This is a genomic window from Brevundimonas diminuta ATCC 11568 (assembly GCF_000204035.1).
In the GTDB taxonomy this organism is placed as follows: Bacteria; Pseudomonadota; Alphaproteobacteria; order Caulobacterales; family Caulobacteraceae; genus Brevundimonas; species Brevundimonas diminuta.
This window is the reverse complement of sequence record NZ_GL883086.1, coordinates 2,052,487-2,064,010: the sequence shown is the minus strand read 5'-3', so window position 1 is coordinate 2,064,010 and position 11,524 is coordinate 2,052,487. Positions and strand designations below refer to the sequence as shown.

Genomic DNA, 11,524 nt, shown 5'->3' with positions numbered 1-11,524 from the left:
CGGCGGCGGCCGTGGTGCTGGGCCTGCTGACCGGCGGCGTCCTGTTCCGCGAGGAGATCGCCCGCGCCTTCCCTCCGGCGGCGGGGGTCTACAAGTCGCTGGGTCTGGAAGTGAACACCGTCGGGCTGGAGGTCGAGGCGCTGCGGGGCCGCACCACGCCGCATGATCCCGGCCGCACCCTGGTGTCAGGCGCGCTGCGCAATATTCGCGACATCGAAGTCGTCCCGCCGCCGCTGGTCGTGGTCCTCAAGGACGCCAAAGGCGCGACGGTGACGCGCCGCGTCCTGCGGCTGGACGGGCCGCCCATCCTGCCGGGGCAGGTTCAGGGCTTCGCCGTGGTCATTCCTGATCCGCAGGGGCGGGTGGCGGGATTGAGCGTCGACTATCTGCTCGAGGACGCGCCCAGGCCTGCCGCCAAGGCGTCCTCCAAGCCGACCTCCGCGCCGCGCGCAAAGACCTCGGACGACAGCGCCGTGCGGGAAGACGGCGGTCTGCGCCGCTGAGCGGTCTCGACCTGGGTCCAGCCGCTTCGCCTCTCGACACTGCCCCCGTCCAGGCGGTATCGGCGGGGGCATGGCTGACATCCAAGCGACCCCCGCCCCCACGGTTCTTCTGTCCCAGGCCGAGATCGAGGCCGTCGTGGCCGATCTGGCGCGCCGCATCGCCCCCCAAGTCGACGACGAGACGGTGGCCGCCGTCCTGCTGACCGGCGGGCTGTGGTTCGCCGCTGACCTGACCCGCGCCCTGGCGCGCGAGGGCCGCAACGTCCGTTTCGACGCCCTATGGCTGGCCTCCTACGGTGATGAGCAGACCAGCCGAGGCAGGATCGAGGTCCGCGCCCCCTATCAGCGCTCGCTCGATGGGCGGAAGGTGCTGATCCTGGACGACGTGTTCGACACCGGCCTGTCCCTGGCCGAGGCGGTGCGGATCACCAAGGAGGCGGGCGCTGCCGAGGTGCTGACCTGCGTCTTCGCCCGCAAGCCCTGGCCCAAGCCCCGTGCGCCCGAGCCCGACTTCGTCGGCTGGGAGGCGCCGAACCGCTTCCTGGTCGGCTACGGCCTGGACCACGCGGGCGGCATGCGCGGCCTGCCGGACATCTGCGCTCTGGACTGAGGCTTAAAGCCAGTCGGCCATCGGCTCGCGGGCGAACATTTGCTCATAGGTCGGGCGCGGACGGATGACGGCGTAGCGTTCGCCGTCGACCAGAACCTCGGCGGCCAGGGGGCGGGTGTTGTATTCGCCGCTCATCACCGCGCCATAGGCGCCGGCGCTCATGAAGACGACGAGGTCGCCCGCCTTCAGCGGCGGCAGGTCGCGATCGCGCGCGAAGGTGTCGCCGGTCTCGCAGACGGGGCCGACGACATCGTAGGGCAGGGCGGCGCCCTCGACCGGGCGGACCGGCTTCAGGTCGTGGAAGGCGTCGTAGAGGGCCGGACGCATCAGATCGTTCATCGCCGCGTCCAGCACCAGGAAGCGGCGGCCGTCGGTGCGTTCATTGACCTGAATGACCCGGCTGAGCAGGACGCCAGCGTTGGCGGCCATCAGGCGGCCGGGTTCGAAGGCGGCCTCGACATTCAGCCCGTCCAACACGCGCGCAGCCATGGCCACATAGTCGGCCGGAGAGGGCGTCGCCGTCTCACCGTAATAGGGCACGCCCAGTCCGCCGCCGAGGTCGAGGCGGGTGATGCTGTGTCCCTGGGCGCGCAGGTCTTCCGTCATCTGGCGCAGCACGCGGAAGGCGGCCTCCAGCGGGGCCAGGTCGGTGATCTGGCTGCCGATGTGGCAGGCCAGGCCCACGGGTGTGACGTGAGGCGAGGCGGAGGCGCGGGCGTACAGCGCCATCGCCTCTTCCACCGGCACGCCGAACTTGTCGCCCGCGCCGCCGGTGGTGATCTTGGCGTGGCCGCCCGCGCCGATCTTGGGATTGACCCGAATGGCGGTGGCGGGCGCCGCGCCCTTGGCGGCCGCGACGGCGATCAGCCGGTCCAGTTCGGCCGAGGATTCGACGTTGATCTGGCGGACGCCGACATCGATGGCGAAGGCCAGTTCGGCGTCGGTCTTGCCCACGCCCGAGAAGATGATGCGCTCGCCCGGAACGCCTGCGGCCAGGGCGCGGCGGATCTCGCCCTCGGACACGGTGTCGGCGCCGCAGCCGAGTTTCGCCAGCGTGGCCAGCACCGACAGGTTGGAGTTGGCCTTCACCGCGAAGGCGATCAGGGCCTCGCCCAGCGCGTCCTTATGCGCGTCGCACGCCTCGCGCAGCAGGCCGTAGTGACGGCGCAGCGTGGCCGAGGAATAGACGTAGGTCGGCGTGCCGACCGTCTCCGCCAGCGCCTCCAGCGAGACGCCCTCGGCGTGCAGGACGCCGTCCTTGAGATCGAAATGGTGCACCGGCGGGGAGTCCAGTCAGAAGGTCGGAGCGAAGGCTCAGTTCATCGGCGGCGGCTTGCCGAACGGGTCGGACGTGCCGTTGTCGATGGGCATCTGGCGCGGCGGCAGGTTCTGCATCGCCGGTTCCGGCAGGTGAGCGGCCGACTTGTCGCGGATGGCGCGCTCGGTCTGCTTCTTCGGCGTGGCGCCTTGCGGCGGTTCGAGGTCGGCCATGCGGCCGCAAGCCGAGAGCAGAAGGGCGGCGGCGCCCGCCAGGATCAGGGTCTTCTTCACAGACGTCTTCGTCACAGGCGGCTTCTCCAGTCGGCGATGCGCGCGCGGACCTGCTCCGGCGCCGTGCCGCCGAAGCTCTGGCGGCTGGCGCAGGAGGCTTCGGGCGTCAGCACTTCATACACGCCTTCGGTGATCCGGCCATCCAGGGCCTGCAATTCCGTCAGCGGCAATTCGCCCAGACCCAGGCCCAGGGCCTCGGCCCGCTTCACGGCGGCGCCGGTGACGTGGTGCGCCTGGCGGAAGGGCAGGTTCAGCTCGCGCACCAGCCAGTCGGCCAGATCGGTGGCGGTCGAGAAGCCCGCGCCGGCGGCGGCGGCCATCTTCTCGGTGTTGGGGCTGATCACGGCGACCATGGCGGTCATGGCCGTCAGCGCCAGGTCGAGCGCGTCGAACGCCTCGAACACCGGCGGCTTGTCCTCCTGCATGTCCTTGGAATAGGCCAGCGGCAGGCCCTTCATCACCGTGGTCAGGGCGATCAGGGCGCCGTTGATGCGGCCCGTCTTGGCGCGCACCAGCTCGGCGGCGTCCGGGTTGCGCTTCTGCGGCATGATGGACGAGCCGGTGGTCAGGTCGTCGGGCAGGGTGGCGAAGCCGAACATCGGCGTCATCCACACTACGATCTCCTCGGCCAGACGCGACAGGTGGCCCGCCGCGATCGAGGCGGCAGCCAGGCTTTCCAGCGCGAAGTCGCGGTCCGACACGGCGTCGAGGCTGTTGGCCATGGGGCGGTCGAAGCCCAGGGCCTCGGCCGTCATGTGGCGGTCGATGGGGAAGGGCGACCCGGCTAGCGCCGCGGCGCCCAGCGGGTTCTCGTTCATGCGGACGCGGGCGTCATGGAAGCGCCCGGCGTCGCGGCCGAACATCTCGACATAGGCCATCAGATGGTGGCCGAACGTCACCGGCTGGGCGGTCTGCAGATGGGTGAAGCCCGGCATCAGGTCGCCTGCGTGCTGTTCCGCCCGGTCCAGCAGGGCGCCTTGCAGAGCCTTCAGCTGGGCCACGGTGCGGTCGCAGGCGTCGCGCACCCACAGGCGGAAGTCCGTCGCCACCTGATCGTTGCGGCTGCGCGCGGTGTGCAGACGCCCCGACGGCTCGCCAATCAGTTCCGACAGGCGCGCCTCGACGTTCATGTGAATGTCTTCATAGGCGTCGCGGAAGGGGAAGGAGCCGTCCCGGATCTCGCCCTCGATGACGTCCAACCCGCCCAGGATGGCCTCGGCGTCGGCCGGCTGGATGATGCCCTGCTGGGCCAGCATGCGACAATGGGCCCGCGATCCGGCCAGATCCTGCGCCCACAGGCGTTTGTCGACGCCGATGGAGACGTTGATGGCCTGCATGATGTCGGCGGGCTTGGCGCTGAAGCGTCCGCCCCATAGAGACTGCCCCTGAGCGGGGACATCTTGCTGTGGTTTGGAAGGCGTATCGGACATGAGCGGCTCTGGGCGGACTTGGGCGGGCGTGGCGACGTTCGCGGTGATCGGCGTGATCGGCGTGGGCGCGGCGCTGCTATACGTCAATCAGAAGGGCGGAAGCAAAGAGTCCGCGCCTGCCGCAGCCGAGACTGTCGACCCGCAGTTGGCGGCCTTCGCCAAGGCATCGCTGGCGGCGCTTCAGACGCCTGCCTCTCAAGACGCCTTTCAGGCGGTGTCCGGCTATGTGTTCAAGGACGCCGACGGCGGCGACGTCCGCCTGGCCGACTTCGCGGGCAAGGTGACGGTGGTGAACCTGTGGGCCACCTGGTGCGCGCCGTGCAAGATCGAGATGCCGACCCTGGCGGCCCTGGCCGACCACTACAAGGCGCGCGAGGATTTCGCCGTCGTCACCGTCAGCATGGATGTGGAGAAGACGGCGGGCGAGGCGCGGGCCTTCATCGCTGAAAACGCGCCGCTGGAATTCTATATCGACCCGAAATTCCAGCTGGCCTTCGAGTTTCCGGGCAAGGGCGCCATGCCCCAGACCATTCTGCTGGATCGTCAGGGCCGGGTGCGCGCCGTCCTGACCGGCGAGGCCGATTGGGCTAGCGCCGAGGCCAAGGCCCTGGTCGATCACCTGCTGGCGGAGGCGTAAGCCGACGAAGGCCCTCCCTCCTGCAGGCGAAGGGAGGGCGTCAGGTTGATGTCCTAGTTCTTGGCCGGGACGCGGGTGTCCGTGGCCGGATCGACGGCGCCGGGGCGGCCCTCGGCGGCGGCCTGAGCCTGTTTGTCTTCCAGCTTGTCGGCGACCTTGCCCGCGCCTTCCTCGACCGCCTGAGCGGCCTTCATGGCGCCGGACTCGACGACTTCGCCCGTCTGGGCGGCGACGTCTGCGGCCTTGTCGCCGGCGGCTTCGGCGTTGGCCTCGGCCTTCTGCTGTTCGGCCTGGGTACAGGCGGCGGCGCCGAGCGCCAGGACCGAGGCGGCGGCGATGGTCAGCATACGAATACGCATGGGTGAAAGCCCCTCTGAGATTTGAACCTTGGCGTTAACGCCCCTGGCCCGCCGCGGGTTGCGAACCGCCTCAGTCCAGATCGACCGGCAGCGTCTGGCTGGCCAGCAGCCGTTCCGTCGTCTTCCAGTGGTCCGGCCCCTGTCGCTCGACCCAGGCCTGCACCATGTCCCGGCCCAGGCCGTAGTTGATGACATAGGAGCGGTAGGTCTCGATGAAGCTCAGCCGCTGCGCCGCCCGGTCGCGCGCGACGAGGTTGTATTTCTGCAGCTGGTCCAGCGCCGTCTCGCGGTCGATCCGCCCGGCCAGATAGTCGTCGGCCACCGTATACTCCGCCCGCGCCAGCTCGCGCGTCAGGGCCAGAAGCTGGGTCTGGGCCTCGGCCGTGGCCGGGTCCAGCCCCGCCAGCGGATACAGCACGCGCGCCTCGAACTCGGTACGCTCATGGCCGGGGAAGGCCAGGTCGATGCCGTAGTTGGCGCTGCCCTCGGCGATGAAGGACATGGGGCTGAACAGGGGATAGACGCTCATCTCGACCCAGCCCTTGTCCTTGACGAAGGTCTGCTCCAGCAGGGCGTTGTAGACGTGGTGGCCGGGATAGCCTTCGTGGCAGCCCAGATCGACGGCCCGGTCGATGTAGATGGGCAGGTCGGTGTTCACCTGGATCAGGCTGAAGGCGCCGCCCTTGAACCAGTTGTAGCCCGACCACGGCTTGTCGTTGACGAACTCCAGCGTGAAGGTCTCGCCGGCGGGCAGGGCCATATGGCGTTCCGTGCGCGCCTTGCACTCGGCGATGGCCGCGCGCATCACCGTATCCAGTCGGTCCTTGGGAATGACGTAGCGGGCGCGGAAGGCGGCGACCCGCTCGGCCAGCGGCCCTTCGCCGGGGACCAGGGCGTCGATGCGCGCCAGAACCGGATCATAGGAGGACAGCGGCCGCAGCTCCGGCCGCACCCCGAACAGGGCCTCGGCCTCGTCGGCGAACCCCAGCTTCTCGCCCTGCAGCATCCGCAGCCGCGCCGAGGCCGCCGAGACATGAGCCAGCAGATAGGCGCGGCGCTGGCGGCGCTGGTCGTCCAGTCCCCGTTCGGGCAGGGCCTCAAGGCGTCGGGTCAGGGCGGCCACGCCTTCGGCCAACTGGGGCAGGGCGCGCGGATTGGCCTTGGCCGCCTCGGCCCATTCGGGCGGGCCGTAATAGGCGTCGACATAGCCCGGCTCGCGCTCGCCGATCTCCAGCGTCAAGGCGACATAGTCGCGGGCTACGGCGTCCAGACTGTCGCTCGCCGACTTCGGCGATGCGGCGCAGGCGGCCAGCAGGGCGGCGGCGCCCGCCAGGGCGGCGATGGTGATGACGCGCATGGATGCTCCCTCTCTTCAACCGGCACGCTAGGCCGTCGCGCGCCATGCGCCAAGAAGGGACGTCGCGCCGAGATTCAGGGATTGAGACGATCCGGCCCATGCTGTAAGCACCGCCGTCCGGCCCTCGCGCCGCGTACGCACCCGTAGCTCAGCTGGATAGAGTGCTGCCCTCCGAAGGCAGAGGTCACAGGTTCGAATCCTGTCGGGTGCGCCACTTCTTCAAGCATGATGCTGAATCCCTCAGGCGCGTGTATAATCACTGCGGTTGGACCCGATCTGAGAGCATTCGCATCGCCAATGCGGCGGGCTGATGCGTCCGTTCCACTAGCCGGACCTCGACAGTGTGTGCGACGGTCATGCCGGCTTGTGTCGCTCAGGACGGCGGGCGACATTCATCGTCGAACGATCGTCGCAGGTGGAAGGCGTGACTGAATCCGTAGCCTTGCTGACCGAGAGAGAGCGCCAATGCCTCCGGCTTGTCCATGCGCACTTCAACTCGAAGCAGATTGCGCGGGAGCTGGGCATTCGCCCGGGCACGGTGGACCGCCATTGCGAGAACGCGACCAGAAAGCTGCAGGTCGAGAACCGCATCGCCGCCGCGCTGGCCCTGGCGGCCCGTGAAGGCGTTGGGGGCGGTTCCCAATCGGGCTCGTTCCCAATACCCGCCGAGGGGCTGATCGCATCGACTGGGGGCGCCGAAAGGACGCCCTATGTTTTCGAGCAACGATCCCATCCCCACCCTGCGTTGGGGCGAGGCCGAAGCCCTCTTCATGAAGATGGCGACGACCTCCGCCAAGCGCCGGATGCTGCCTCTCCTCATGGAGGGGGCGCGCAAGCAGGCGCCGTTCCTGACGCCGAGCGGCGTGATGAGGGAGCTGGCCTATATCGCAGCGGCCATGTTGGACGTGAACTTCGCGCCGACCCAGTCGGACTCGGGCGTCTGGGAAGCATCCTCATCGTCTTCGGCGTCGCCGCGGCAGCCGCCTGGATCCTGACAGCCGCAGCCGGCGCCGAACAGTTCGCCTTCGTACTGCAGAAGCTGCGGTACGGCTCCTGAAGGTTCGCCGGCTTCAATACCGGAAGACATTGAACTGATGAAGAGAACCGAGCAGGCGACCTTGATCGCCTCGCGCATACAGCGCGCGCTCAAACGGGCCGAGGACGGGCAGGATCAATCGATCGAACGTCTCGGGGGCCTCGCCCAAGCCCTGACCCGCGGTCGAAAGGACGCGGGCCTGTCCGCCACCGTCGGCCAGCCGGCGTTTGACGCCCTGGCCAGGGCGATGGCGGCCCAGGTCGCCGCCCAGGCCGCAATGGTCGAGCTGCACGAGGCCCTCGCCAATGTGAAGGAGACGACGCGCTTCCGCGGCGTGCAACTGGTCGGCCTGGACAAGGAGGACCAGCAGATTCCGCGCAACGTCCGTCTCTCGCTTATCGAACGGGTGGGCTGAATCGTCTGTGGGTGGCATGGTGCGCCATGTCGCCCATTTTCCTGTTCACGATCATCCTGCTGGCCGTTGCGACGGGGCTCGCCCTCGTCCGCGGCGGCCCCTGGGAGCGCGCTGTGGCGATCGCCATCATCGTGGCGGGGGTGATCTCGGCCGTCGCCCCGTTCGATCATCGGTCGCCGCCCTGGTTCGCGATCGGAGCGGACGCGGGGGTGTTCCTGCTCCTTCTGTACGGCGTCGTCAGCAGCGGCCGTCGGTGGTTAATCGCAGCGGCGGGCTTCCAATTCCTGGTGCTGGCCACCCATTACGCCTTCGCCTCCAATCTGCAGCTGGAGCAGTGGGGCTATATCTCGGCCTACTATGTCTGGAACATCGGCGTGATCGGCTCTCTCATGATCGGGAGCCTCACGAGAAGGCGCAGCCGGTCGCGAGTTTAAGCCCGCGCGCCGCTGGGCGCTTGTTGTACGCCAGCGAGGGTTAGGGCGTATTCATCACGCGCCTACATTCTCCTTTAAGTTGTAAATATGATGATCGTCGCGTCATGAGGTGCGATGATGCGAAGCTATGCACGTATCCGGGGCGCAGAGCGCGAGGGCGCAGCGGCGGTTGAGTTCGCCCTTGTAGGGCCGGTGTTCTTCCTGCTGCTGGTGGGGATGATCGTCTACGGCGCCTGGTTCTGGATGGCGCATTCGGTCCAGTCGGCCGTATCCGAGGGCGCGCGGGCGGCGATCGCGGGGCTGGATGCCGCCGAGCGGGAACAACTTGCACGAGAGGTGGTCGAGACGCAGCTGAAGGATCTCGGCCTCAAGGCCGCCGACGCGGTCGTGGGGGTGCGGGCCGAGCCGGGGCGGGTCAGGGTGGAGGTCGCCTATGATGCGGGCGGTCATCCGCTGATGGCCCTGTCGCCGCTGACGGTGCCGCCGCCCCGCACCATTCGTCGCGCCGCCGTCATCCGCGTCGAGGAGAGCTGAGATGCGCCCGCGCCGCCGTATAAGCTGCTGGGGCGACGACCGGGGCGGGGTGGCCGTCATGGCGGCCGTGTTCGGCGCTCTGATCTGTATCGCAGCGGCCTTGGCGGTGGATGTGGGCTCCATGGTGCTAAAGGGGCGCGAGGTGCAGGGCGCGGCGGACCTGTCGGCCCTGGCCGCCGCCCAGACCCTGTCGCAGCCTTTGGCGCGGACCGAGGCCGCCGCCGCCGACACCGCCCGCGCAAATCTGGCGGATCTGGCGAGCGTGCGGCTTCAGCTCGGCGGCTATACGCCGGATCGTCGGTTGAAGCCCGCTGCACGCTTCACCCCTGGCGCGGCCCGCCCCAACGCCGCCCGCGTGGTTCTGAGCGCGCCGGCGCCGCTCTATTTCGGCCGCTGGATCATGGGCCGTGACAGCGTGACGGTGTCCAAGTCGGCGACGGCGGCCCTGCCGGGCGGCCAACCCAGCGCCATGTTTTCCATCGGCTCGCGGCTGGCGAGCCTGGACGGGGGCCTGGCCAACGCCCTGTTGTCCGGCCTGTTGGGGAGCCATGTGTCGCTGACGGTGATGGATTATCGCGCCCTGGCCGACGGGCGGGTCAATCTGCTGCAATTCTCGGACGCCCTGGCGGCGGAGCTGGGCGTCACCGCGGGCGACTATGACGCCTTGCTGGCGCATGAGGCCCAGACCGGCCAGGTGCTGAAGGCGTTGGAGGCCGTGGCCGGCTCGGGCGCCCAGAGCGCGCTGGGCAAGCTGACTCGCCTTCCGGCGAGCGCGACGGTGAAGCTGGATGAACTGATCGGCGTCGAGGCGGATGCGCGCGAAGGCTTGCGGCGCGGACTGAACGCCGAGGTTTCGGCCATGGACCTGTTGATGGCGACGCTGCAGACCGCCAATCAGGAGCGTCAGCTGGCCCTGGACGTGGGCGCCCGCACCGGGCTGGCGGATCTCGACGTCACGCTGGCCATCGGCGAGCGACCCAATCGCGCGCCCTGGCTGACCGTGACCAGCACTGGCGAGCCCATCATCCGCACGGTGCAGACGCGCCTCTATCTGAAGGCGACGGCGTTGGACAAAGTCCCGTTGGTCGGCCTGTTGGCGCAGGTCAAGGTTCCCATCCTGGTCGAGGCGGCCAGCGCCGAGGCGCGGCTGAAGGCGGTGCAGTGCCAGGGCGAGCCGCGTGTCTTGATCGAGGCGCGGCCCGGCGTGGCCCGCGTGCGTCTGGGCGAGGTCGACGAGAAGCGCCTGCGCGACTTCAAGTCCGAGCTTAAGGTCAGCCCGGCCAGGCTGGTGTCTGTGTTGCTGATCGCCGTCGAGGGCAGCGCCGATATTCAGGTCGCGGATATGGAATGGAGCGAGCTGCGCTTTACAGGGGCTGAGATCGGTTCGGCGCAGCCCAAGAGCGTCAAGGCCAAGGGGTTTGCGAATGGGCTGCTGACGACCCTGTTGCGGGACACCAAGCTGACGGCCCTGGGCATACCGCTGCACCTGGTGACCCAACTTCTGACGGCTGTATTGACGCCGCTGGGGCCGGTGCTGGACGGCGTGGTTCAGCCGCTGCTGGAGCTGCTCGGCGTTCGGCTAGGCGAGGCCGACGTCTGGGCGCATGGCGTGCGCTGTCCGAACCAGGGCGGCGTTCCGCAACTGGTCGGCTGAGATCAGCGCTTGGAAGGGGATCAGCCCTCGGCGGGACGCAGGCCGTTGGCGGCTTGCTGCACGGCGGCCGGGCGGCGTTGGCCGCCGGCGGCGATGACGCGGTCGATGCGGGCCTTCTCGGCGCGGAAGGCGGCCAGATCGGCGCCCGCCAGGACGGTGCCTTCCTGGGTCTTGATGCCGGCCGGATTGATCCGCTGGCCGTTGCGCCAGATTTCATAGTGCAGGTGCGGGCCGGTGGAGGCGCCGGTCGAACCGACGTAGGCCACGACCTGGCCCTGGGTCACGCGTTGACCGGCGCGCATGCCCGAGGCGAAGCGCGACAGGTGGCCGTAGCCGCTTTCCAGGCCGTTCGAGTGGCGGATGCGCAGCCAGTTGCCGTAACCGCCCCAGCGACGAGCCTCGACCACCACGCCGTCGGCGGGGGCCACGACCGGCGTGCCGGTGGAGGCGGCGAAGTCCATCCCCTGGTGCATCTTGCGATAGCCCGAGATGGGGTGGGTGCGGACGCCGAAGTTGGAGCTGACGCGACGGAAGTTCTGCAGCGGGGTGCGCATCATGGCGGTGCGCGTGTTTTTGCCCGTGGCGTCGAAATACTGGGCCGTCTTCGAGCCGGCGGGCTGGAAGCGGTAGAAGGCGTGGCCCTTCAGCTCGGCGTAGAGCAGTTCGCCGGTTTCCACCGTGCGGCCCGATTCCGTGACCGTGCGGTCGAAGACCAGGGTGAACTCGTCCGACGCGCGCACGTCGCGCTGCATGTCGAACTTGTGGGCGAACAGCTGGCTGGCGCGACGCACCACGGCCGAGGTGGCGCCCAGTTCGCGGGCGCTGGCCGACAGGGAGCGCTGCACCTTGTCGTTGGCGACGACGGTTTCCTCGGTGATCTTCTCGTCCAGCGAGCGCAGGCGAAGGGCGCCGTCGAAGCTGCGCGACACGGTCAGCTGGCTGGCCGGGCCGGTGCGCATGGTCAGGCCGATCAGGCGGGCGTCGCCCAGGCCGCCGCGCGGTTT

Annotated in this window: 14 protein-coding genes, 1 tRNA gene and 1 pseudogene; 10 read left to right on the top strand and 6 right to left on the bottom strand. The window is 69.0% G+C overall.

Annotated features, from left to right (window positions below):
• Both BDIM_RS13885 and BDIM_RS13880 read left to right on the top strand, forming a co-directional pair.
• Positions 1–503 (top strand): DUF3426 domain-containing protein (locus tag BDIM_RS13885; protein WP_155818735.1); only part of this gene is annotated, 503 nt, incomplete at its 5' end.
• Positions 504–573: 70 nt separating this feature from the next.
• On the top strand, positions 574–1,113 hold the full coding sequence (locus BDIM_RS13880) for a phosphoribosyltransferase (protein ID WP_003166231.1): 540 nt from the start codon (positions 574–576) through the stop codon (positions 1,111–1,113).
• Between the two features lie 3 nt (positions 1,114–1,116).
• On the opposite strand, the gene lysA is transcribed toward BDIM_RS13880, so the two are convergent.
• From lysA to argH, 3 genes are read right to left on the bottom strand one after another with little or no spacing between them, the layout of a single operon-like run.
• Positions 1,117–2,391: a diaminopimelate decarboxylase gene (lysA, locus tag BDIM_RS13875; RefSeq protein ID WP_003166230.1), complete on the bottom strand. Its 1,275-nt coding sequence runs from the start codon at positions 2,389–2,391 to the stop codon at positions 1,117–1,119.
• A gap of 36 nt (positions 2,392–2,427) precedes the next feature.
• Positions 2,428–2,679, bottom strand: coding sequence for an LPS translocon maturation chaperone LptM (lptM, locus tag BDIM_RS13870; protein ID WP_223850705.1), 252 nt, complete (start codon positions 2,677–2,679; stop codon positions 2,428–2,430).
• Positions 2,676–4,094, bottom strand: coding sequence for an argininosuccinate lyase (gene argH / locus BDIM_RS13865; RefSeq protein WP_040346254.1), 1,419 nt, complete (start codon positions 4,092–4,094; stop codon positions 2,676–2,678). Before argH ends, lptM begins: the two co-directional genes overlap by 4 nt.
• On the opposite strand from argH, the gene BDIM_RS13860 reads away from it, so the two are divergent.
• Positions 4,093–4,731, top strand: a complete 639-nt coding sequence (locus BDIM_RS13860) for a TlpA family protein disulfide reductase (protein ID WP_040346251.1) — start codon at positions 4,093–4,095, stop codon at positions 4,729–4,731. The genes argH and BDIM_RS13860 overlap by 2 nt on opposite strands.
• Before the next feature lie 53 nt (positions 4,732–4,784).
• Here the strand turns inward: BDIM_RS13860 and BDIM_RS13855 are convergent, their stop codons facing one another.
• Positions 4,785–5,090, bottom strand: a complete 306-nt coding sequence (locus BDIM_RS13855) for a hypothetical protein (protein WP_040346247.1) — start codon at positions 5,088–5,090, stop codon at positions 4,785–4,787.
• 70 nt (positions 5,091–5,160) lie between these two features.
• Positions 5,161–6,447: a hypothetical protein gene (locus tag BDIM_RS13850; RefSeq protein ID WP_003166226.1), complete on the bottom strand. Its 1,287-nt coding sequence runs from the start codon at positions 6,445–6,447 to the stop codon at positions 5,161–5,163.
• A gap of 137 nt (positions 6,448–6,584) precedes the next feature.
• Here BDIM_RS13850 and BDIM_RS13845 point away from each other — a divergent pair.
• The 7 genes and pseudogenes from BDIM_RS13845 (at position 6,585) to BDIM_RS13820 (ending at position 10,520) form a co-directional block, all read left to right on the top strand.
• Positions 6,585–6,661: transfer RNA gene (locus BDIM_RS13845), tRNA-Arg, on the top strand.
• Positions 6,662–6,790: 129 nt separating this feature from the next.
• A pseudogene (locus tag BDIM_RS18640) lies at positions 6,791–6,991 on the top strand (LuxR C-terminal-related transcriptional regulator); the annotation flags it as partial.
• 226 nt (positions 6,992–7,217) lie between these two features.
• Complete coding sequence (locus BDIM_RS18490) at positions 7,218–7,442, top strand: hypothetical protein (protein ID WP_248601243.1); 225 nt, start codon at positions 7,218–7,220, stop codon at positions 7,440–7,442.
• A 99-nt stretch (positions 7,443–7,541) separates the two neighbouring features.
• Positions 7,542–7,898, top strand: coding sequence for a hypothetical protein (locus BDIM_RS13835; protein WP_003166224.1), 357 nt, complete (start codon positions 7,542–7,544; stop codon positions 7,896–7,898).
• Between the two features lie 26 nt (positions 7,899–7,924).
• The gene (locus tag BDIM_RS13830; RefSeq protein WP_003166223.1) at positions 7,925–8,332 is read left to right on the top strand and encodes a hypothetical protein; all 408 of its coding nucleotides are present in this window, start codon (positions 7,925–7,927) and stop codon (positions 8,330–8,332) included.
• 114 nt (positions 8,333–8,446) lie between these two features.
• Positions 8,447–8,866: a TadE/TadG family type IV pilus assembly protein gene (locus tag BDIM_RS13825; RefSeq protein ID WP_112999565.1), complete on the top strand. Its 420-nt coding sequence runs from the start codon at positions 8,447–8,449 to the stop codon at positions 8,864–8,866.
• A gap of 1 nt (position 8,867) precedes the next feature.
• Positions 8,868–10,520, top strand: a complete 1,653-nt coding sequence (locus BDIM_RS13820; protein ID WP_081461912.1) for a TadG family pilus assembly protein — start codon at positions 8,868–8,870, stop codon at positions 10,518–10,520.
• A 20-nt stretch (positions 10,521–10,540) separates the two neighbouring features.
• Here BDIM_RS13820 and BDIM_RS13815 read toward each other — a convergent pair.
• A partial coding sequence (locus BDIM_RS13815; RefSeq protein WP_050796735.1) for a M23 family metallopeptidase occupies positions 10,541–11,524 on the bottom strand: 984 nt, incomplete at its 5' end.

Excerpts from the sequence above, each read along its gene's own strand:
- BDIM_RS13880 (WP_003166231.1), top strand. The coding sequence starts at position 574 with ATGGCTGACATCCAAGCGACCCCCGCCCCCACGGTTCTTCTGTCCCAG.
- BDIM_RS13860 (WP_040346251.1), top strand. The coding sequence starts at position 4,093 with ATGAGCGGCTCTGGGCGGACTTGGGCGGGCGTGGCGACGTTCGCGGTG.
- argH (WP_040346254.1), bottom strand. The coding sequence starts at position 4,094 with ATGTCCGATACGCCTTCCAAACCACAGCAAGATGTCCCCGCTCAGGGG.
- BDIM_RS13855 (WP_040346247.1), bottom strand. The coding sequence starts at position 5,090 with ATGCGTATTCGTATGCTGACCATCGCCGCCGCCTCGGTCCTGGCGCTC.
- BDIM_RS13850 (WP_003166226.1), bottom strand. The coding sequence starts at position 6,447 with ATGCGCGTCATCACCATCGCCGCCCTGGCGGGCGCCGCCGCCCTGCTG.
- BDIM_RS18490 (WP_248601243.1), top strand. The coding sequence starts at position 7,218 with ATGAAGATGGCGACGACCTCCGCCAAGCGCCGGATGCTGCCTCTCCTC.
- BDIM_RS13835 (WP_003166224.1), top strand. The coding sequence starts at position 7,542 with ATGAAGAGAACCGAGCAGGCGACCTTGATCGCCTCGCGCATACAGCGC.
- BDIM_RS13830 (WP_003166223.1), top strand. The coding sequence starts at position 7,925 with ATGTCGCCCATTTTCCTGTTCACGATCATCCTGCTGGCCGTTGCGACG.
- BDIM_RS13825 (WP_112999565.1), top strand. The coding sequence starts at position 8,447 with ATGATGCGAAGCTATGCACGTATCCGGGGCGCAGAGCGCGAGGGCGCA.
- BDIM_RS13820 (WP_081461912.1), top strand. The coding sequence starts at position 8,868 with ATGCGCCCGCGCCGCCGTATAAGCTGCTGGGGCGACGACCGGGGCGGG.